We start from the raw sequence: 21086 nt of genomic DNA, 5'->3' as shown, positions 1-21086 counted from the left end.
GCCGGCTACTTGCCCACGACCTCCGCGCGGAAGCCGCCGCCGGCGCGGCGCACCGAGGCGACCAGCGTCGAATCCGCCGTCTTCGCGTCCACCACCACGTAGGCGCGCCGCTGCCCGCGCCGCACCTCGCAGGTCGCGACGCCGGGGGTGTCCTCGAGCTCGGCGCGGATGCTGGCCTCGCAGGCCGCGCAGGTCATGCCGTTCACCTCGAGCGTGACGATGCGCTGGTTCGCACGGCTCGCCAGCGGCTTCGCCCCGGGCAGCGTTCCGACCTCGCGCACGAGCCAGGTGCCGATCCCGGCGAGCAGCACGACGGCGGCGACGATGAAGGCGATGTGGGCGGCGTTTCGGTTCACGACGGATGGCCTCCGCGGCGCGGGTGCGATGCACGCGCAGGATAGCAGCGTGCCGGACGCGGGCTCAATGCACGTCCGCCCCGCCGCGCACCTGCCCGCGCCGCCAGCGCAGGGTCATGATCAACGGGATCGAGATCAGGAACAGCAGCCCGAACAGCAGGAAGATCTTTTCGAACGCCAGCATCAGCGCCTGCCGCTGGACCGCGCCTTCGAGCATGCCGACCGCCTTGGCGCGGGCGACCGGCTCGATGTCGCCGTGCGAGCGCAGCCAGCCCGTCACGCCCTCGATGCGGTCGGCGGTGACCGGGTTGTACATCGAGAGCTTCTCGGCGAGGCCCGCACGGCTCTCGGCGCTGAAACGCGCGACCAATGACGCCGACAGCGCGATGCCGATGCTGCCGCCGAGCTGGCGCATGAGGTTGTACAGGCCGGTCGCGGGGGCGATCCTCGCCAGCGGCAGCTCGAGCATCGCGAGGTTGTTCAGCGGAATGAACACCAGCCCGAGCGCGACGCCGCGCAGGATCAAAGGCCACCAGAAGTCGTCGTAGCCGCTGATCGTGGTGAAGCGCGACCACAGGAGCATCGCCACCGCGAACAGCGCCGCGCCGCAGGCCGCGACGATGCGGCCGTCCTGCCGATCGATGCGGCGCGCCATGACCGCCATGGTCACCGCGCTGGCGATGGCGCCGGGCAGGATCACGAGGCCGGTCTGGTTGGCGCTGAAGTGCTGGAGCGTCTGCAGGTAGACCGGCAGGACGAACACGGTCGCGTACAGGCACACGCCGAGGACGAGCCCGAGGACCGCGCCGGTGGCGAACTGGCGGTTCGCGAAGATGCGCAGGTCAATGATCGGGTGCGCGGTCGTCAGCTCGTGCCAGATGAAAGTAGTCAGCCCCGTCACGGCGAGGATCGCGAACGCGACCACCTGGCGCGAGGCGAACCAGTCGAGCCGCTCCCCGCGCTCGAGCATGAGCTGGAGCGAGCCGACACCGATCGCGAGCAGCGCGAGCCCCAGCCAGTCGGTGTCCCCCACCTTCTGCGCGAAGCGCGAGTCGCGCACGTAGGCCAGCGCCATCATCAGCCCGAGACCGCCGATCGGCAGGTTGATGTAGAAGATCCACGGCCACGAGAACGTGTCGGTGATGTAGCCGCCCAGCGTCGGCCCGAGGGTCGGCCCGACCATCACGCCGACGCCGAAGATCGCCATCGCCTGCCCGTACTCGCTCGCCGGAAAGACCTCGTAGAGGATCGCCTGCGAGGTCGAGAGCAGCGCGCCGCCGCCCACGCCCTGCACGATCCGCCACAGCACCAGTTCGCCGAGCGAGTGCGAGTTGCCGCACATGAAGGAGGCGAAGATGAACAGGCTCATCGAGCCCGCGAAATAGCGGCGGCGCCCGAAGGCGGCCGACAGCCAGCCGGTGATCGGCAGGACGATGACGTTCGCGACGATGTAGCCCGTGGACACCCAGGCGATCTGGTCGAGCGTCGCCCCGAGCGAGCCCATCATGTGCGGGATCGCGACGTTGACGATGCTCGTGTCGAGGATCTCGAGGATGGAGGCGAGCGTCACCGTGACCGCGATGATCCAGCGGTTGCGGTACGACTCGTCGTCGCGCGGCAATGCGTGCAGGGCCGCGACCGTTGAGGCGGACACGTCAGCGGGCGCGCGTCGTGATGGTGACGTTCACGCTCATGCCGGGCCGCAGCGGCCGCTGCGGGTCGGCCGGGCCGTCCACGCGAATGCGCGCCGGAACGTGCTGGACGACCTTGGTGAAGTTGCCGGTCGCGTTGTCGGGCGGCAGCAGCGAGAAGGTCGCGCCGGTCGCCGGGCTGAGGCTCTCGACGTGCCCCTTGAACGGATGGCCCGGATAGGCGTCCACGTCCACCCGGACGTCGTCGCCGACGCGGACGTTGGCGATCGAAGTCTCCTTCAGGTTCGCGACGACGTAAATGGAATCGAGCTCGACGACCGCCATCGTGGACTGGCCCGCCTGCAGGTACTGGCCGGGATCCACGTTCTTGCGGCTCACGACGCCCGACACCGGGGCGGTGACGCGCGTGTAGGACAACTGCAGCGCCGCCTGATCGCGCGCCGCGCGCGCGGCGCGCAGGCGCGCGTCCGAGCCGGCCAGCGCGGCCTCGGCCGCCAGCACCTGCTTCCTCGCGGCGGTCAGCGTGGCTCCCGCCGCCTCGGCGGCGGCTTTCGCCGCGTCGAGCTGCTGCGGGCTGACGATCCCGCGCCCGGCCAGGCCGGTGTAGCGGCGCGCGTCCTCGGCGGTCTTGCCCGCGTTCGCCTGCGCCTGCACGACCTGCGCGCGCGCCGCCTCGAGCTGCGCCTGCGCCATGCCGACACGCCCCCGCTCGCCCGCATTGGCGAGCGCCAGCGCGAGCTCGGCCTCGGCCTGCGCGAGCTTCGTGCGCGACTCGCGATCGTCGAGCAGCACGAGCAGGTCACCGGCCCGGACACGCTGGTTCTCGACCACGGGCACCTCGGTGACGTAGCCGCCCACCCGCGCGATGGCCGGCACCACGCTGCCCTCGATCTGCGCGTTGTCGGTTTCGACGTGCCCGCGCGACCACAGCCAGCGCTGCACGCCGATGCCGCCTCCGATCACCAGCACGACCGCGAAGACGATCGGCGCCACCGGCAGGCGGCGACGCGCCGGCGCCGCTTCGGCCTCGGCCGGCGTCCCGGACAACTCGGGGTTCTCGACGGATGCACTCATGGGGTTCGGTCCTCTCCTCGATTTCGTGGGCGTCTCAGCGCATGCCGCGCGCGACGCCGGCCGCGCGCGCCAGCGCGACACGGGCGCTGGCGACGGCGAAGCGGGCGTTGATGTCGGCGTCGCGCGCGCGCAGCAGCGAGGCCTGGGCTTCGATGACTTCGATGTTGCCGGCGATCCCGCTCGTGAACCGCTCGCGGGACTGGGCGACCTCCTCCTCGGCGAGCCGCAGTTGTTCGGCGGCGACGCCGAGCTGCTCGAGGCCCGACGACAGGTCGAGCAGCGCGCCGCTCGTCTCGGCGGTGATCTGGTCGCGCAGGTCCTTCTCGCGCACGAGCGACTCGCGCAGCAGCTCGCCCTGCTCCCTGAGCCGGCCCTCGCGGCGCAGGCCGTCCACGATCGGCAGGGTGAGCGCGGCCGCGTAGGTGCGGGTCGCGATCGCGTCCCCGTAGTGCTCGCCGCTGCTGCCCCAGTCGCCGGACACGTCGAGGCGCGGCAGGCGCTCGAGCAGCGTGGCGCTGCGGTCGGCGCGCGCGCGGTCGGCGCGCGCCTGCTCGCCGCGCACCTCCTCGCGGTTGGCGAGCGCGAAGGCCACCGCGGCGTCCGTTTCGCCGGGAGCAGCGCTCGCGCCCAGCGCCTCGCTCAGGGTGTCGGCGAGCGCCGGCGGCGACGCGGGATCGAGCCCGAGCACGCGCGCGAGCTCGATGCGCGCACGATCGGAGGCGTTGCGCGCCATCAGCACGGCGCCGCGCGAGACGGCGACCTGCGTGCGCGCACGCGTGGCGTCAATATTGGGCGAGGTGCCCGCCTCGAGCTGGGCCTCGGCCAGCGTCTGCAGATCGCGGGCGAGGGTCAGATCCTCGTCGCGGGCGTGGACGAGCGCCGCCGCGCGCGCCGCCCTCAGGTACGCCAGGCCGGCCGCCTGCGCCGCGGTCTCGGCCGAGCCGGCCTGGTCGGCGCGCGCGGCGAGGGCGCCGAGCCGCGCGCCGCGCAGCTTCTGCCATGAGGACAGGTCCAGCACGGTCTGCGTCACCCGGATGCGCGCCTCGGATTCCCATACCGGGCCGATCAGCGGATCGGCCAGCCTGGGAAAGCCGGGAATCGCCATGCCGAGCGCGTTGAGGTTGAACGTGCGGTCGGTCATGGTCGCCTGCGCCGTCACCGACGGCAGGAACGCCGCCCGTGACTGGGCGACACGCGCGTTCGCCTCGCCGACGCGCAGTTGCGCGACCTGGACGCTGGCGTTCTGCCGCGCGGCCAGCGCGACCGCCTCGGCGAAGCCGAGCGCGGGCGCCGGCGCGGAGTCGGCGCCGGCGGGGACCGCGGCCTCGTTCGTGGCCGGCGCCGCCAGCCAGGCGGCCGCCGCAAGGAAAAGCCAGGCGCGCCTCACGATCCGCCTCCCGTCGTTCCGGTGTGCGTGAGCCCGCTGAGCAGGTTGTCGAGCGAGGCTTCGAAGTAGGCCCGGGCGTCCGCGTACGAAGGGACGCAGTGCGAGAAGGAATGTTTCCACAGCGCCGCCATGAGCATCGGCGCCGAGGCGACGAGCGCGATGCTGTGCGCGTCCACCGGACGGAACTCGCCGCGCTCGATGCCGCGCTGCACGATGCCCTTCACGATCGCCTGGCTGCGTGCGATGACCTCGTCGTGGTAGAAGCGCGCGAGGTCGGGGAAGTTGCCGGCTTCGGCGAACATCAGTTTCGGCAGCCCGCTCAGCTCGGAGTGGTAGAGCGTCTGCCAGCGCGTGCGCAGCACCTTCTCGAGCAGCTCGCGCGCGGAGCCCGCGTGCTGCTCCACGGTCTGCTCGGCCTGCAGGATTCGCGGCACGACGTGTTCGCGCACGACCGCCTTGAACAGTTCCTCCTTGGTCGCGAAGTAGAGGAAGATCGTGCCCTTCGTGCAGCCGGCGCGCCGGGCGATGTCGTCGAGGCGCGTGGCGGCGTAGCCGCGCTCGACGAACTCCTGCAGCGCCGCTTCGAGAATCTCGGCGGGCCGGGTTTCCTTGCGGCGGTGCCAGCGGGGATTCGCGCCGCGCTCGCCGGCGTTGGGATGCGTGGTCATGAGTCGATTCCGTTCCGGGTGTGCCTTCCGTTCAGAAGCAGATGAGGCGTTACTTACTGACTGGCCGGTAATCTATTCGGCAACTGACCGTCAGGTCAACAAGTTTTTTCCGACGTCCGGTCCAACGCGGCCCCCCGCAACGCCCTGCCGACATGACGATTCGCGCCGCCGGCGCTAACCTGCCGGACCCGACCTTGCCGCCCGGACCGCTGGAGAGCCTTGCCGAACGATGGCGACCGACGCCCCGCTGCCCGACCTCTCGACCCTCGTCCCGCGCGAACTGGTGGGCGAACTGCTCGCGCTCGCGCGCAACTCCGGCGCCGAGTTCGCCGACGTCTACGCCGAGCACTCGATCCTGTCCGGCTTTTCGTTCGACGAGGGCCGCGTGCGGACGGCCTCCTACTCGGTGCTCAACGGCATCGGCGTCCGGGCGATCACCGGCGACCAGACGGGCTACGCGTACGCCGACGGCTTCGGCGCCGCCGGGGCGCGCGAGGCGGCGCGGGTCGCAGCCCGCATCGCCCGCGACGGACGCGCCTCGGGGGCGCCACGCGCGTTCCGCGTCGTGGAAGCGCCCGCGCCCTTCACGCTCGCGCACCCGGCGGCGCTGGCGCTCGACGAGGCGAAGCGCGTCGAACTGCTGCGCCGCGCCGACGCCGCCGCGCGCGGGCACGACCCGCGCGTGCGCGAGGTGAGCGTGCACCTGGTGACCAGCGCCCGCTGCTTCCTGATCGCCAACAGCGACGGCGTCTGGGCCGAGGACCGCACGCTGCTCTCGCGCTTCGCGGTGACCACGCTCGCGCTGGACGGCGACGGGCGCCAGGAAGGCTTCGCCGCCGGCGGCGGCTGCGTCGAGGCTTCGTACTTCGAGTCCGAGCGCAGCCCCGAGGACATCGCCACCGAAGCCGCCGGCAGCGCCGTGCTGCTGCTGTCGGCGCGCGAGCCGGAAGCGGGCTCGTACCCGGTCGTCGTCTGCAACGGCTGGGGCGGCGTGATGGTCCACGAGTGCTTCGGCCACAGCATGGAAGGCGACACGATCCGCAAGGGCAGCAGCATCCGCGCCGTGCAAAGGGGGCAGGTGGTCGCGGCGAAGGGCGTGACCATCGTGGACTCGGGGCTCGTTCCCCTCTCGCGCGGCTCGTTCCGGGTGGACGACGAGGGCACGCCGGCGCAGCGCACCGTGCTCGTCGAGGACGGCGTGCTCACCGGCTACCTCTGGGACCGGCTCAACGCGACGCTCACCGGCAACGCGCCGACCGGCAACGGCCGTCGCGCGTCGTATCGCGACGTGCCGCTGTGCCGGATGACCAACACCTACATCGAGCCCGGTCCGCACTCGCCGGACGAGCTGATCGGGTCGGTGGACCGCGGCCTTTACTGCAAGCGCCTGGGCGGCGGTTCGGTGAGCCCGGCGGACGGCAACTTCTCGTTCCAGGTCACCGAGGCCTGGCAGATCGAAAAGGGCCGGCTGACGCACCCGGTCCGCAACGCGACACTCGCCGGCAACGGCAACGACGCCATGCTGAAGATTGACGGCGTCGGCAACGACCTGCTCATTGACGGCACCACCGGATCGTGCGGCAAGGACGGCCAGTGGAAACCCGTCGGCGTGGGCCAGCCGACCGTCCGATTCACCGGCATCACCGTGGGAGGCACCGCGGTCTGACGCTGTCCCGGAGGCACCTGCAGATGAAGCCCCTGTCCCTCTTCCTTTTCGTGTTCGCGATGTTCGCTTCCGCCGCGTCCGCGCAGGAAGGCGCCGGCGCGGCCGCGGCGAAGGCGCCGGCGCCGAAAGCCGTGTTCACGCCGGCGCCGTCCGGCCTGTACGTCGAGGTGCGCGGCGGATTCGCGCCGCAGGACCTGACCGATCCGAACGCCAACATCGCCTACATGGAACGCGTCGGCGTGGACAGCCTCGGCACGCCGACGCCGTTCCGGCGCTTCGGCGACGCGGGCGCGTACGCCGTGGAGCTCGGATTGCGGCACGGACGCTGGGCATGGGGCGTCGCGACCGAGCTGCAGCGCCAGCGCGTGCACACGTTCGCTGCGGGCACAGGGACCGGCTCGCTCGACCTGATCTCGCTCATGTCCACGATGGACGTGCGCGCCGTGACGACGTACCGGCCGGCGTGGCTGCTGGGCTTCGAAGTCGGCGGTTCGGCCGGCCTCGCGTTCGCGCACTATTCGGAGCAGTTCGCGCTGACCGTCTACCGCTCGCCCGCGAACGACGCGAGCGTCAGCGGCGCCTTTCACGCCGTGTCGTTTTCCGGCGGCCCGCTTCTCGGCTGGCGGCGGCCCCTGTACGGCAACTGGTGGCTGACGGCGCGCGGCGCCTGGCTGTGGCGCGACTTCGGCGAGCTCGAGGGTCAGTACCGGAACCGCTCCTCGGCCGGCACCGAGATCGTGGACGAGCCCCTGCGCCGCCTCGAGGACGACGCGCGGGCGAAGATCGACGGCGGCGGCTGGCAGTTCACCGCCGGTCTCAACTGGACGATCCGGGGCCGGCGTTGAGCGTCACCGACCCGGCGGGCGGGGCGACCGTCCACGCCCCGCCCGGGCGGCTGCTGGAGCTGGCCGAACAGGCTCTCGCGCGCGCCCGGGCCGCGGGCGCCGACACGGCCGACGCGTGCCTCGAAAGCTCGCGCGCGTTCACCGCGAGCGTGCTCGGCGGGCGGATCGAGACGCTGCAGCAGAGCGGCACGCTCGGCCTCGGCGTGCGCGTGATCGTGAACGGCGCGGTGGGCTTCTGCTCGGGCACCGACCTGAGCGCCGCCGGCATTGACGATCTGGCGCGCCGCGCCGTGGCGCTCGCCCGCTACACGACGCCCGACGAGGCGAACGGCGTGCCCGCGCCCGAGGAGGCCGGCGACGACGCCTCGCTCGACCTGCAGTCGTTCGATCCGCGGGCCCTCGAGTTCTCGCCCGAGCGCAAGATCGAGATGGCGCTCGAACTCGAGCGCGCCGCGCTCGGAGCCGACCCGCGCATCCGGCGCACCGACGGGGCCACGGTCGCGAGCAGCGCGGGCTCGTTCGCGATCGCCAACTCGCGCGGCGTCGCGCGCGCATGGGAAGGCACCGCGGCGAGCGCCTGGGTCGTCGCTCTCGCCGACGACGGCGGGGGAAAGCAACAGAGCGGCGTCCACGGCATGTCGAAGCGCCACCTCGCCGACCTGCCGCCCATGGAGGCGATCGGGCGCGAGGCGGCGCGCCGCGCGCTCGGCCGCCTCGGCGCGCGCCGCGTGCCGACCGCCCGCGTCCCTGTCGTGATGTCGCCCGAGGTCGCGGCGGCGTGGATCTCCGAGATCTACGAGGCCTTCACCGGCGAGGCGGTGCTCAAGCGCTCGTCCTGGCTGACCGGCAGGCTCGGCGAGCCGATCGCCTCGCCGCTCATGACGCTCGTGGACGACGGCACGATCGTGCGCGGCCTGGGCAGCTCGCCCTACGACTGCGAAGGCGTGCGCACTCGTCGCAACGTGCTGATCGACGCCGGCCGCTGCGCGTCGTTCGCCTACGATTACTACCATGCGCGCCGCACCGGTCACCCGCTCACCGGCAACGGCATCCGCGGCTTCGCGAGCGTGCCCGGCATCGGCTTTCACAACCTGTTCGTCGAACCCGGCGAATCCCCGCCCGAGGCCATCGTGCGCTCGGTGGACCGCGGGTTCTGGTACGACGACTCGGGTTCGTTCGGCTTCAACCCCGTGACCGGCGACTACTCGTTCCAGGCACGGGGCTGGTGGATCGAAAAGGGCGAGAAGGCCTATCCCGTGGACGGCGTGACCGTCGCCGGCAACTCGCTCGCGATGCTTCGCGCCATCACCGCCGTCGGCGACGACCTCGAGTTCCGCACCTCGGTCGCCTGCCCCACGCTGCTGATCGGCGAGATGACGGTGAGCGGGGAGTAGCTCGCGCACACTGCGCGGCCGGGGCGTCTACTCCAGCCACACCAGCCGCCGCGTCGCGCGCTCGGCGCCGCACGTGAAGCGCGCCCAGTAGAGCCCGGCGCGCACGCGGCCGCTCTCGCCCTCGCCGTGCCAGCGCACGACGCTGGTCGCAGGTCCCAGTGGCGCGCGCCACACGACGCGGCCCGCGAGGTCGTGGAGCTCGACGACGCCCTCGCCGCCGGTCGCTGGGGGCACGAACTCGGCGAGGCCGCGCGCGATGCTGGGGCGAACGGCGAACGCGAGCGCGGACGGCGCGCCGGACCCGACCGCGAGCGTGTTCGGGCACTCCTCCGGCCGCGCGCCGATCAGGCCGTAGACGCCCGACGGCCCGCACGGCGAGCCCTGCTCGAGCCCGAGCCCGGTCACGCCGGCCGGGAGGTCGCAGAAGCGCGGGTTCACCGCCAGGTTGCTGTCGAGCGAGCCCCACGCGCCGAGGTACGGCGCGAGGTAGTTGCCCCAGGAGTCGTTCCGCGCGAGCGACCCGAACGGCACGCTGGGCATGCGAAACCCGGCGCCGGCGTTCATGGCGGCGAGGTTGTTCTGGATGAATTGCAGCGAGTCGCCGAGCCGCGTCGGTCGCGTGGCGCGGTAGCCGTCACCACGATTGAACACGCTGGTGTTCGACGAGAGTTCGCTCGGCATTCCGGGCGCCGACGTGGACCACGCGAACCCGTCACTGCCGTTGGCCAGCGCGGTGCAGCCCTCCACGCTCCAGTCCGCGGTGCTCACCTCGAGTCCGCGCCCACCGTTTCCCGAAAACGTGCACCCACGTATCCAAAAATCGGGCCCGGGCAAGTCGTTGACCACGGACTCGTGAGCGGTGGCGGCCGTGTCCCTGAGCACGAGTCCGTCCCCGCGGTTGTTCCTGAACGTCGAGATCGTGACGAAGATGGACAGCCCGTCGTCACTCCCGCCTGTTGCCGGGACCTCCTGCCGCACGACCGCTCCGGCTCCGCCGCTACCGTCGATCAGGCAGTTGTAGATCCCGCTTCGTGAGAGCGGTCCGACGTCGAGGCCGTTGCTCGTGCACGAAACCACCGTATCCCGTTGCAACAGCACGTTCACACCTACCCAGCGACCAGTCGAGTCCGACAGAAGCCCCCGCCAGTGAACAGCTTCGCCGCAAGCTTCGAAGCGCGAGTCGTCGACTTCACAGCCGAAGGGAAAAGTCAAGAACCACGGCGGCACCTTCTCGATTTGCTCGTACCAGATCCCGGCCTTCTCCAGATCACGAAACACACTCGCTCGCACCACAAGCCCGGCGCCGAACCCGAAGTCCGCAACGATCCCATGATCCGCCTGTGAAAAGGTGCAGCCAGCAAAGGACACGCGATCGTCATTTGTGGCCCTGAAGAGGTGAATCAGCGTATCCGCCGGGCCTTCGAAGGTGCAATCGATGGCACGAACATCCCCGTTGGATGCAGCGAAGCTCAGCGGTGCCGAATGGAACCGCGATCCTCGAAAGATGGGATATCCGGGATTCTCGATCGTCCCGAACTTGGCCAGCCCATGAAAATCGCAATCAATGAAACTGGGCGGCAGCACCGCGCCACTGGAAATGCCCCTCTTGAAGACGCAACTGCGGAACTCCGCCGATTGGAAGAGTCCATAGCCAAGCTCGACATGGGTCCGAAATACCAGGTGGTCGAGCACGCACGCCATCGACCAATAGTTTGTACTGGCCAGGCTGTCTATCTCGATCCACCCCGGTTCCCTCAGGGGGCCGAGGTACCTGGGGACGGGCAGATCCAGGGCGATTGTCTCCGGGTAGCAGCCGGGGTGAATGAAGATCGAGTCGCGCCATTGGAACCACTGCTGGTGGAGCGCCGCCTTGATGGTCGCGAAGTCGCCGCCGCCGTTGAGATCCACGACGTAGTGCGTTGCGAACGCGGGAGCGGCGAGCAGCGCGAGGGCGGCGGACAGCGCGATGCGGAAACCGTGCGCGCGCGGAGCGCGACTGACCGGAGCGTGCCTGGGGAGACTCATGGATATCTCCGATATCGCAGGTGATTGCGTGGTTCGGTGACCTTGCCCGGACGCGCGCGAATTGGACACCTCGGCTGCTGGATATGCAATGTCGGCGTTGCTTACGCTTTTTCGTATCGGCGAGCACGCCGGAGGGCCGGCGACGGCTCACGTGGCCGGGAAACCGCAGCTCGCCCGGAGCCCGACTCAATGGCGCGCCCCCTGCGCTAGCCCGACCTATTCATGAACCGTGAGCCGAGAGTGACGGATGCCCGTGAAGCGCATGGAGCAGGGCTGGCCAGCGACGCAGTCGTGTCGGTGACACGTCGAGGAAGCTGGCCAGCCCTGCGACGCAGCGATTCGCGGGCAGCCGTCACTTGCAGGCCACGGGCTCGTGAATAGGTCGGGCTAGCTGTTGCGCCAGGTGCTGACGAGCGCCACGGCGCGCCGGGGCGCCGGGTCGGGCGGCCTGCCGTGGCCCAGCCGCACCAGCAGCAACGGCTCCTCGCCGGCCGCTGCGAAGCGCGTGGCCAGCGCGGCGCGGTGCTTCGGCGATTCGATCGGCGCCGAGAGCGGCTGCTGGGCGAGCCCGAAGTTCGCGACCTGCAGCGCCAGCCGTTCGTAAACCTGACCGGCGACGATCGCGGTCGCGTCGGAGCGCTTCGGGGTCGTGAGCAGCGCCAGCGCGCCGCTCGAGCGGACCGTGTCCTCGGCTTCGTGCGCCCAGCTTCCGGTGCCCCAGCCGTGCAGCAGGCTGCGCGGGTGCAGCGCGCGCGCGGCGAGCCAGCCGAGCGGGCCCCCGAGGCCGATGCGCTCGGGCGTCACGCCGTCGCCGTGGCGCCGGGCGGCGCCGTCGGAGAGCCTCAGCCAGCGGCAGCGCTCGGCCTGCGCCACCGCGTCGGCCGCGATGGACTCAGTCGCTTCGCGCACGAGCCGCCCGACGCGGCGGATCTCGTTGCGGTCGTCGATCCAGTGAAGCCGCAGGTCCTCGGGCACCTGCGCGAGCAGCTGCGCGCGCGCCGACATGGTGATGGCGCGGCCGCCGTAATGGTCGGGGTTCGAGCGCCGGTCGGGCAGCGAGGCGAACAGCATCCGGTCGCGCGGCTGATCCCCCGGCGTCCAGGTGACGCGCGCCACCACGAGCGGAGCGCCCGCGCGCACGCTGGTCCCGAACGGCAGGTACTGGACCGTCGGCTGCAGGCCCCAGGCGCGCGCGGCGACCAGCAGGTTCTCGAGCGCGGCGCCGAGCGACATCATCGCGAAGCGCTGGTCGGGGTCGCACGCCGGCAGCGCGCGGTCGGGGTCGAGCGTCAGGCGCAGCTCGGCCGGATCCACCTCGAAGCGCCACGGCTGCGCGTTCCAGAAGCTCGGCGCGAGGATCGCGGCGCCGATCAGCGCGCGCGTCGCATCGAGCGCGTTCACCGGCAGCGACTCGGGCAGCGTCCAGACGGACTCCGTCGCGGGGCGCGATCCCCGGTCCGCCCATCCGAGCCTGGGCGCGATCGCCGTGTACGCCGCCGCGCCGCCGAGCAGCACGAGGAAGCGGCGGCGGTCGAGCGTGAGGGTGGTGAACTCCGGCCGCGACGGTCGCGGGCGGGGCGCGCCCCCTGGATGGCCTTCCATGGGCACGAAAGGTGGCAGCGGCACCCGGGAGCGTCAACACTGTCTTCTAAGCGCCTGCCCGGCAAAGCCTTGAACTGCGGGTGCGACGACGCATCGGGGCCTGCGCCGTGGACTTCCACGGGCGGCCGCGGAGATCCCGGGCGTCGCCGCCTCGCGTTGCGGCCCGGCCGTCGCCGCCGTTAGCGTGCCGGCATGCCTCCCGCCCGCTTCGTCACCGCCGCCTCGCTCGAGTTCGTGGCGCGACGACTGCGCTTTCTTGGTTTCGACGTGGTCACGCACCCGGGCGCGCGGCTCGAGGAGCTGTTCGAGGCGGCCGAGCGCGAGGGCCGCGTGGTGCTCACGACCAGCACGCGCCACCCGCGCCGGTGGAGCCACGTCGCCGCGGTGACCGTGCCGGGCGCCGACCCGGCCGCGGCGGTGCGCGCCATCGCGAACGCGCACGAGCCGGCCGGACCTCCCTTCAGCCGCTGCCCGCGCTGCAATCAGGCGCTGCATCGGCGCACGAGCTTCGAAGCCATCGGCGAGGTTCCGGGCCGGGTCACGCGCGCGAACGCGCTGCTCACCTGGTGCCCGGCCTGCGGACAGTGGTACTGGACCGGCAGCCACACGGAACGGCTCGGAAAGTGGTTCGAGGCCGCGCTCGGCAGGCCGGTCACCGGCCTGTCCACCTGAACCGTTCCGTGACGAAAAGGCCTCCCGAGCCCGCCTGAAAACGTGTTTCCGGGCATTCCGGCATTGCGCCGGAGGCGGGGATTCCGCGAGAATCCGGCCGCGAACGAAGCGTGCGCGCCGGGTTCGAACCCGGAGAGATCGTGGGGAGAGGTTCGATCAGGCCCTCGATTCGTTCGAGACGTACGAAGCGCCAGGTCCGATGCGGGCGACCTTCCCGCCCGGCCTGGCGCTCTCGTTTGAGGCCCGCTGCCCCCGCTGACCTCGCGCCGGCCCGCGGCACGCCCGGCACTCGCCGCTCGCGAGTGCCGAACGCGCCGGGCTAGACTTTCGATCCCGAGCGCAGCGCCGACACCCACCCCAGCGGCCCGCATGGACCTTTCCGCCGTCGTCGTCACCTACAACTCCCGCGACCACGTCGCGGCCTGCCTGCGTTCGCTCGCGCAGGCCCGCGGCGGGCTGTCCATGGAGACGGTCGTGGTGGACAACGCCTCGGCGGACGGCACGGTGCAGGCCGTCCGCTCCGGCTTTCCGTCGGCGCGCGTGATCGAGACGGGCGACAACCTCGGCTACGCGCGGGCGGTCAACCGCGGCATCCGCGAGAGCAGCGGCGAGTTCGTGCTCGTGCTGAACCCCGACTGCGTGCTCGCCCCGGACGCGCTCGCGGCGCTGCACGAATGGATGCGCGCGCACCCGCGCAGCGCGATCGCGGCGCCGCGCATCCTGAACCCCGACGGCACGGTCGAGTACAGCGCCCGCTCGTTCCCCAGTCACCTGACGTTCCTGTTCAACCGCTACTCGCTGGCGACGCGCCTGTGGCCGGGCAACCCGTGGTCGCGGCGCTACCTGCTCTCCGACTGGGACCACGCGTCGGACCGCGCGGTGGACTGGGTCTCGGGCGCTTGCATGTTCGTCCGCCGCGCGGCGATCGAGCAGGTGGGCGGCATGGACGAGTTCTACTTCATGTTCAACGAGGACGTGGACTGGTGCCACGCGATGAAGAACGCGGGCTGGTCCGTGGACTTCGTCGCCGCGGCCAGGGTCGTGCACGCGATCGGCGCGAGCAAGGGGCGCGTCGCGGCGCGCGTGATCCTCGAGCGCCACCGCGGGATGATCCACTACTTCCGCAAGTACCACCGCACGAACCCGGCGCTCGAAACGCTCGCCGCCGGGTTCATCCACCTGCGCGCGCGGCTCATGCTGGCCGCGAACGCCCTGCGCCGCTGATGCCGTATTCCCTCCTGCTCGCGCTGGCCGCCGCGGCCGTCTCGCTCGCGCTCACCCCGCTCGCGCGCCGGCTGGCGCTGCGCGCCGGCGCCATTGATCTGCCCGACGAGCGGCGCGTGCACACCACGCCGACGCCACGCTTCGGCGGGCTGGCGATCGCGGCCGGCGTGCTGCTGGTCGCGTGGGCGGCGCGGCTGCTGCCGGGCCCCGCCGCGGCGCTCGATCCGCGCCCGCTCATCGGGCTCACCTGCGCGGCGGTGCCGATCCTCGCGCTCGGCATGGCCGACGACCGCTGGAACGTCTCGCCGTGGGTGAAGCTGAGCGTGCAGGCGTGCGCGGCGCTGGTCCTGACGCTGTTCGGCTTCGACGTGCCGGTGCTGACGAACCCGTTCGGCCCGGCCATCGAGCTGGGCGCGTTCAACGCGCCGATCACCGTGCTGTGGGTGCTGGTCGTGACCAACGCCATCAACCTCGTGGACGGGCTCGACGGCCTCGCCGCCGGCGTGGTGACGATCGCGTGCTGCGCGTTGTGGGTGACCGGGCGATTGCACGCGGACTTCTATGTCATGTTCATCTCGGCGCTGCTCATCGGGTCGTGCCTCGGGTTCCTGCGCTGGAACTTTCCGCCCGCGAGCGTGTTCATGGGCGACACGGGCAGCCAGTTCCTCGGGCTGACGCTCGCCGCCGTCTCGCTGCTCGAGAACCGCAAGGGAACCGCCGCCCTGACGCTGCTGCTGCCGCTCGTGGCCTTCGGCGTGCCGATCGCCGACAGCGCGCTCGCGCTGGTGCGCCGGCTGGTGCGGCGTCAGCACGTGTTCCGCGGCGACATCTCGCACGTGCACCACCAGTTCCTCGCCGTCGGGCTCTCGCCGCGCGCGGCGATGTTCGCGATGTGGGCGCTGAGCGCGTTCTTCGGCACCATCGCCGTGCTGCTCACCTGGCTTCCGCGCTCCTGGTCGGCGCTGCTCGTCACGGTGCTCGCGGCGGTGCTCTACGTGACGCTCGAGCTGCTCCGCACGCTGCGGCGCGCGCGCGAATCCGGCGCGGCCGCCGCGCCGCGGCGCGATACGCGCCGGCGCTGAAGCGGCGCCCGCGGGCGCCGGCGCACCGTCAGCCGAGACCCGCCGCGCGGGCGGGCGGGCGGTGGCGTCCGGGTCCCGGCGGCTGCGCAGACCGCCGGGAACCCGACGCTCGCGCGCTTTCAGTCCGCCACGGCGTCCAGCTCGAACGGCAGCTCGGGCCGGCCGGGCCGGGAGCCGTTCGCGCCGCGCAGCGCCAGACGCGCCTCGCGCTCGCGCGTTTCGGCCTCGGCGTGCGGCAGAGTCGGCGCCTGCACGATCAGCACGCGCGGACGGCCATCGAGCGTCACCCGCACGGCCAGCGCGTCGTCCTCGTCCAGCCGCTCGCGCGCCAGCAGCGCGCCGGCGTGACGCGCCCACAGGTTGCGGACCGTGACGATCGCCCCGCGACCGTCGGCGTCACGCCGCAGCGTGAAGCCGTCGCCACGCCGCGAGCGAAACGCCAGCGTCGCGCCCTCGGTGGTGCCGATGCCGCTGAACAGCACCTCGGGCTCGCCGGCGAGGCCGTCCGCCGCTTCGCGCGCGAGCCGCTGGGCCCTCCGGCCGAGCGCCAGCGGGCCGGCGCCGCGCAGCACGCGCGAGCGCCCGATCGCGCCCAGGCCCGGCGAGTCCTCGAGCAGGCTCACCTGGATGACCGAAGCATCCCCGAGGTAGGGCCCGCCGCGGCCCAGTCCGCACCGGCCGGCCATCAGGCAGGCATCGCCGCTGCCGATGCAGGCGAGGGCGCCGCGCGCCGTCTCGACGCACCACATCTCCGGTGCGCACGTCTGGCAGGCGCGGACCTCCGCGGGCCAGCAGGCCAGAGCGGCGGCCAGGGCGGCGACCACGCCGAAGACCCATCCCGCACGATCCGATCTCGTTCGCATGTCACTCTCCTTTATCTGGATGAAGCGGGGGTCGGGCGTGCTCGCGTGCGCGTGCCGATCGGTCGCGGCCGACGCCGCGGCTCACGGCTGCGCTTCGCTCACCGAGATCGCGAGCCGCGGCTTTCCCGGGCGGACCGCGTCGCGCGCGACGCGCACCAGCTCCTCCGATTCGAGCCGCACCGCCAGACGTGCCAGCGGTCGGGGCTGCGCGAGCAGCACGTAGTCGCGGCCCTCGCAGCGCACGGGCACGAGCAACGCGTCGCTTTCGGCGAGCTGCTCCTCCGCCAGCGGCCGCCCCGATTCGGCCGCGCGCACGCGGATGCGCCCGCCACGGCCCGCGGCCTGCCAGGCGAGCGTGACCCCGCCGCCCGAGGGATCGCGCAGCGCGACATCGAAGGCGTTCCCGAAGCCGACGATGGCCGCGACGACCGCGGGCGTGCCGCCTTCGCCGCCGGCCGAGGCGCGGAACGCGCGGGCCGCCGCGGCGCCGAAGGCCCGCCGGCCCACGCCGCGCGCGATGCGCGGCGCGGCCGCCGAGCCCGCGGAACTGATCGCGCCATCTGGCGGAGCCTCGAGCCAGGTGAGCTGCAGCGCCATGAGGGCGTCGCTCTCGACGGGAGGCCGCGTCCCGGTTCCGCACCCGCCCCAGGCGACGCAGCCGCCGACGCCGTAGAAGCACGCGCGGGCGCCGCCCGCCGAGACGAGGCATGCGATGCCGTCGCACTCCCAGCAGGCGAGCGCGGCGGGCGCGGACAGCGTGCAGGCGCACAGCGCGGCGGCGGCTGTCAGGGTCCTCGCGGGGCGTGAAGCGACGACGTGCTTGATCAGGCGGATCACGGCGGCTCCTCCATGGCGGGGGCGCGATCCGGGGGAAGCGTGGCGCATCCACTGCACGGCGCGTGCCGGCGCCGCGCGTCGCGCGCGAACGCGCCGGCATTGAGGATCGCGCGCGGAGGCGCGCACGAGGCGCGTACGCCACGTCGTCGCGGCGTCGCCGGCGACGCCCTGCGGTCGCGGCGGCCCGATCCCCGGCGAAATCGAATCACCCCGGCTCGCGCGGGCGAACCGGGGTGAAGGGTGAGTGCGGACGCCTGCGGAATCGCGACTACTGCACGATCGCCCAGTTGAGCTTGACGCTCCACTCCGTGATCGAGTCGGGCTCGGGACCGAAGACCGGGTTCACGACCCCCTCGCCGCGGCCCTGCACGAAGCCGGCGCGCGCATCCACGCCCAGGACGTGCCGGTCGTCGAGCGGCAGGTTCGTGCCGATGCACAGGTGCCAGCCGCCACCCGGCGCGCCGGTGTCGTCGCCGGCGGTCCGGTAGTACTTGTGGAAGTAGTAGCCGCCGCCGAAGCCCGCGTAGGGCCGCATCACGGTCTTCCACTTGAAGTGCCGGACGAACTCGGCCGTGAAGGGCACCGAGATCTCGTAGCTGGATCCGAGGTGGCCGAGGACCTCGTGACGGATCGAGGCTCCGAACGACCACTTGTTGCTGAGCATGTGCTGGTAGGCGACACCGTAGCCGCCGAGCCCGTCGCCGGCGTTCTTGCCGCCCGCGCGCGCGTAGCCGGCGCCGAACTGGATCCAGTCCGCGCCCTGCGCCCACGGACCGTCGGCGGCCCGGCGCTCCGCGTAGGACTTCTCGACCTTCGCGGGCTTGGCGGCGGCCTTCGCCTCGGGCTTCGCCGCGACGGGCGCCGGCGCGTCGGCGGCCTCGGCGGTCGTCGTGGTCAGCGCTCCGGCAAGGGCGAGCGCGGCGGCGACCGCGGCGAGTCGCTTGATTCCAGGTCGGTTGAACACCAGGGTGCTCCTCAAGAGGTGAACCGATGAACCCGGTCGGGTTTGCCCCGCGAAGGGCGGCCGGTGCGCGTGCGCACGAAGCTGGCGGGGCGGTCGGTGTGCAGTCGGAGCGGGGAAGCTAGCAAAGGCGCTCGCCCGCCCGCAATGCGGACGATTTTCCCCCGCGGGGGCTGGTAGATTCCCGCGGCGTGTCCGCGACCGTCCTCCGGCCGGTCACGCTTCGGCGGCGAAACCCCAGGAAGACGCCCCATGACACCGGATGGCTTTCGCGATGCGCTTCTGGCCGGCCTCGCCGCGCGCCTGGGCGCACTTCCCGCGCGCACGATGAACGTGGTCGCGGGCCTTTCCGCCGCGAGGCTCGAGGCGGCTCCGCCCCACGGCGGCTGGAGCATCGCGCAGGTGCTCGAGCACCTCTGCCGGGGCAGCGACGCGTACTTCGGAGCCATCTCCGCCTCGATCGCGGCGGCCCGCCGGCGCGGACGCCCGCCGCGGGCGCACCGCCGCTCGCTGTTCGGCGGCCTGCTGCTCGGGGCGATCTCGGAGTCCAACCCCCGGCGGCTGCCGACGACGCCGAGGATGCGGCCGCTGACCGTCCGCGCGGGCGTGATCGAAGCGTTTCTCGATTCGCTCACGAAGCTCGAGGGCCTGATGCACGTCGCCGACGGCGCGGACCTGCGCGAGCGCCTGTGGTCGCCGCTCGCGCCGCTGCCGCTCAACCTCGGCGACGCGTTCGAGATCCTGATCGCGCACGCCGAGCGGCACCTGGGCCAGGCCGAACGCGCGCGGCGCGCGACCGGCGGGTAGCGAAGCCGCCCGCACCGGCGCGCGAGGCGCGACCCATGGGCGGCGACGCCGCCCTCGCCGGGGCAGAACCCGGCGAGCGGCGCGCGACCGTCCCGCCGCCGCGGACGCCCCGGCGCGAATAGCGCTTCACGGCCGCGCGACCGTTCGCTAACGTGCGTGTCATGCGACGTGCCCGTCCCAGGCGATGGCTGCTGCCCGGCGTGTTGCTCGCGGCGCTCGTCGCGGGCTGCGGGGGCGGACCGAAGCAGTCGCAGCCGGTCACCTTCGAGACGCTGCCCGACACCGCCGGCCTCTCGCACGGGCTGCCCGTTGTGGATTCCCTGCAGGTCGTGCGCATGGATGGCGGCGCGCTGCGCGTGTACGGGCGCGTGAACCTGCCCGAGGGAACGCGCCTGCAGGTCGCCGTGCGCCCGCGGGGCGGCGGCAGCTCGGTCGCCATGACGCAGGCACTCGTCAGCGACGGCCGCTTCGAGACCGTGCCGATCGCCGGCGACATGGGCCCGCTTCCGCCCGGCACCTACCGCTTCGAACTGCTCGCCTACTTCACGCCCGAGTGGCAGACCGCCGCCGTGCTGCGGGCGACCGACGACGGCCGAACGCTGCGCGGCCCCGGCATCACGCGCACGAAACAGGGGGAAGCCGCCTTCCGCCTCGAAGAGGAGCTCGAACGATGAGCCGCAGCACCCCGCGCCCGCCCGCGCTGCGCTACCGGCCGGCGCGGCGCACCGACGTGGACGCGCTCGCCGAGCTGGCGCTGCGCGCCTACCGCGTCTCGAGCCTCGAAGCGCGCCGCGAGTTCTTCACCGATCATCCGCGCTTCTCGATCCGCGACGTGCGCGTCGGCGAGCTGGACGGCGAGACGGTCGCGCTGCTCGTGCTGTACCCGCTGCTCGCGTGGGTGCGCGGCGTGCGGCTGCCGGTCGCCGGCATCGGTTCGGTGGCCGTCTCGCCCGAGCACCGCCGCCGCGGAGTCGCCGAAGCGCTCGTGCGCGCGACGCTGCGCGACCTGCGCCAGCGCGGCGACACGATGTCGCTGCTGTACGCGTTCCGCTCGGACTTCTACGCGCGCTTCGGCTGGTCGCTCATCGAGCGCACGAACCTGCTGTCGCTGCCGCCCGCGGCCCTGCCGGCGTCCGAGGAATCGCGCCGCGTGCGCAAGCTGCGCATTCCCGACCGTCCCGCCGTGCAGGCGCTGTTCGAGCACCGCGCGCAGACGGCCGGTCATTTCGCGCTCGCGCGCCGCCCCGAGTGGTGGGAGAAGCGCCTGTGGACCTACGACGGCGAGTGGGTCGTGTACGAGGGCCGCCGCCGCGGCGCGATCGAGGGCTACCTGCAGTACCAGGTGGACGCCGCCGACGGGCCGTGGAAGCTGGTCGTGACCGTCAACGAGTTCGTCGCCTCGACGCCCGCCGCGCATCGCGGCCTGTGGGGGCACCTGCACGCGCTGCGCGACCAGGCCGTCGAGATCGTCGCCTCGATGCCCGGCGACGAGCTCTGGCCCGCGGTCCTGAGCGACGCGAGCAACGTGAACGGCGAGTTCAAGCTCGGCGTCATCCGCTCGACCGGGCACCTCGGCTACGGCGCGATGCTGCGGCTGGTGGACGTCAAGGGCGCGCTCGAAGTGCTGCCGATCGCGCCGCACGCGCGCGGCGAGGTGACGCTCGAGGTGGACGACCCGCTGCTGCCGCACAACGCCCGCGCCTGGCGCGTGAGCGCGCGCGACGGCCGGCTGCAGGTGCGGCCCGAGCGCGCGCACGGCCGCGGGCGCGCGCTGCCGCGCCTGTCGGCGCCGGTCGGCGCGCTCGCGTCGATCGTCGCCGGCACGCTCGCGCCCGTGCGCGCGGCCGAGGCCGGCCTGGTGGACGACGTGCGCGGCGCCGCCGAGATCATGGAGCCGTGGTTCCGCGCGCGCCCCGCCTACCTGTACTCGCTGAATGCGTTCTGAATCGCGCCGCGCCGCCGCGCGAGGCG

The 21086-nt window shown here is 72.6% G+C and carries 19 protein-coding genes; 9 read left to right on the top strand and 10 right to left on the bottom strand.

Annotated elements, in window-relative coordinates:
• Positions 1-5 precede the first annotated feature (5 nt).
• The 5 genes from IT347_12680 to IT347_12660 form a co-directional block, all read right to left on the bottom strand.
• Positions 6-356 (bottom strand): cation transporter, encoded by a 351-nt coding sequence (locus IT347_12680; protein ID MCC6350435.1) that lies wholly within the window; start codon positions 354-356, stop codon positions 6-8.
• 64 nt (positions 357-420) lie between these two features.
• Entirely contained in the window at positions 421-2010 is a 1590-nt protein-coding gene (locus tag IT347_12675; protein ID MCC6350434.1) for a DHA2 family efflux MFS transporter permease subunit, read from the bottom strand.
• A 1-nt stretch (position 2011) separates the two neighbouring features.
• Positions 2012-3082, bottom strand: coding sequence for an HlyD family secretion protein (locus tag IT347_12670; GenBank protein MCC6350433.1), 1071 nt, complete (start codon positions 3080-3082; stop codon positions 2012-2014).
• A gap of 34 nt (positions 3083-3116) precedes the next feature.
• Positions 3117-4469 carry a TolC family protein gene (locus IT347_12665; protein MCC6350432.1) on the bottom strand — a complete coding sequence of 451 codons (1353 nt, stop codon included), beginning with the start codon at positions 4467-4469 and terminating at the stop codon, positions 3117-3119.
• Positions 4466-5137: a TetR/AcrR family transcriptional regulator gene (locus IT347_12660; protein ID MCC6350431.1), complete on the bottom strand. Its 672-nt coding sequence runs from the start codon at positions 5135-5137 to the stop codon at positions 4466-4468. Before IT347_12660 ends, IT347_12665 begins: the two co-directional genes overlap by 4 nt.
• A gap of 229 nt (positions 5138-5366) precedes the next feature.
• On the opposite strand from IT347_12660, the gene IT347_12655 reads away from it, so the two are divergent.
• From IT347_12655 to IT347_12645, 3 genes are read left to right on the top strand one after another with little or no spacing between them, the layout of a single operon-like run.
• Positions 5367-6803, top strand: coding sequence for a TldD/PmbA family protein (locus IT347_12655; protein MCC6350430.1), 1437 nt, complete (start codon positions 5367-5369; stop codon positions 6801-6803).
• A gap of 23 nt (positions 6804-6826) precedes the next feature.
• A complete protein-coding gene (locus IT347_12650; protein MCC6350429.1) occupies positions 6827-7648 on the top strand; it encodes a hypothetical protein in 822 nt (273 codons plus the stop codon).
• The gene (locus IT347_12645; GenBank protein ID MCC6350428.1) at positions 7645-9042 is read left to right on the top strand and encodes a TldD/PmbA family protein; all 1398 of its coding nucleotides are present in this window, start codon (positions 7645-7647) and stop codon (positions 9040-9042) included. Before IT347_12650 ends, IT347_12645 begins: the two co-directional genes overlap by 4 nt.
• Before the next feature lie 27 nt (positions 9043-9069).
• On the opposite strand, the gene IT347_12640 is transcribed toward IT347_12645, so the two are convergent.
• Positions 9070-11067 (bottom strand): right-handed parallel beta-helix repeat-containing protein, encoded by a 1998-nt coding sequence (locus IT347_12640; protein ID MCC6350427.1) that lies wholly within the window; start codon positions 11065-11067, stop codon positions 9070-9072.
• Between the two features lie 387 nt (positions 11068-11454).
• Positions 11455-12693, bottom strand: a complete 1239-nt coding sequence (locus tag IT347_12635; GenBank protein MCC6350426.1) for a hypothetical protein — start codon at positions 12691-12693, stop codon at positions 11455-11457.
• 168 nt (positions 12694-12861) lie between these two features.
• Here IT347_12635 and IT347_12630 point away from each other — a divergent pair, with 168 nt between their 5' ends.
• The 3 genes from IT347_12630 (at position 12862) to IT347_12620 (ending at position 15647) form a co-directional block, all read left to right on the top strand.
• On the top strand, positions 12862-13341 hold the full coding sequence (locus tag IT347_12630; protein MCC6350425.1) for a hypothetical protein: 480 nt from the start codon (positions 12862-12864) through the stop codon (positions 13339-13341).
• A 369-nt stretch (positions 13342-13710) separates the two neighbouring features.
• Positions 13711-14565 (top strand): glycosyltransferase family 2 protein, encoded by an 855-nt coding sequence (locus IT347_12625; GenBank protein MCC6350424.1) that lies wholly within the window; start codon positions 13711-13713, stop codon positions 14563-14565.
• Positions 14565-15647, top strand: coding sequence for an undecaprenyl/decaprenyl-phosphate alpha-N-acetylglucosaminyl 1-phosphate transferase (locus IT347_12620; protein ID MCC6350423.1), 1083 nt, complete (start codon positions 14565-14567; stop codon positions 15645-15647). Before IT347_12625 ends, IT347_12620 begins: the two co-directional genes overlap by 1 nt.
• 119 nt (positions 15648-15766) lie before the next feature.
• Here IT347_12620 and IT347_12615 read toward each other — a convergent pair whose 3' ends face one another.
• The 3 genes from IT347_12615 to IT347_12605 form a co-directional block, all read right to left on the bottom strand.
• Positions 15767-16510: a hypothetical protein gene (locus IT347_12615; protein MCC6350422.1), complete on the bottom strand. Its 744-nt coding sequence runs from the start codon at positions 16508-16510 to the stop codon at positions 15767-15769.
• A gap of 81 nt (positions 16511-16591) precedes the next feature.
• The gene (locus IT347_12610) at positions 16592-17347 is read right to left on the bottom strand and encodes a hypothetical protein (GenBank protein ID MCC6350421.1); all 756 of its coding nucleotides are present in this window, start codon (positions 17345-17347) and stop codon (positions 16592-16594) included.
• A gap of 268 nt (positions 17348-17615) precedes the next feature.
• Entirely contained in the window at positions 17616-18311 is a 696-nt protein-coding gene (locus IT347_12605; protein MCC6350420.1) for a hypothetical protein, read from the bottom strand.
• Between the two features lie 249 nt (positions 18312-18560).
• Here IT347_12605 and IT347_12600 point away from each other — a divergent pair, with 249 nt between their 5' ends.
• From IT347_12600 to IT347_12590, 3 genes are all read left to right on the top strand, one after another.
• A complete protein-coding gene (locus IT347_12600; GenBank protein ID MCC6350419.1) occupies positions 18561-19115 on the top strand; it encodes a DinB family protein in 555 nt (184 codons plus the stop codon).
• A 161-nt stretch (positions 19116-19276) separates the two neighbouring features.
• The gene (locus IT347_12595) at positions 19277-19789 is read left to right on the top strand and encodes a hypothetical protein (GenBank protein ID MCC6350418.1); all 513 of its coding nucleotides are present in this window, start codon (positions 19277-19279) and stop codon (positions 19787-19789) included.
• Positions 19786-21060 (top strand): GNAT family N-acetyltransferase, encoded by a 1275-nt coding sequence (locus IT347_12590; protein ID MCC6350417.1) that lies wholly within the window; start codon positions 19786-19788, stop codon positions 21058-21060. The genes IT347_12595 and IT347_12590 overlap by 4 nt, the downstream gene beginning before the upstream one ends.
• Positions 21061-21086 lie beyond the last annotated feature (26 nt).

It is taken from the genome of Candidatus Eisenbacteria bacterium (genome assembly GCA_020847735.1).
Lineage (GTDB): Bacteria > Eisenbacteria > RBG-16-71-46 > RBG-16-71-46 > RBG-16-71-46 > CAIXRL01.
Note: the sequence above shows the minus strand (reverse complement) of the source record. Positions and strands in the feature narration are given on the sequence as shown.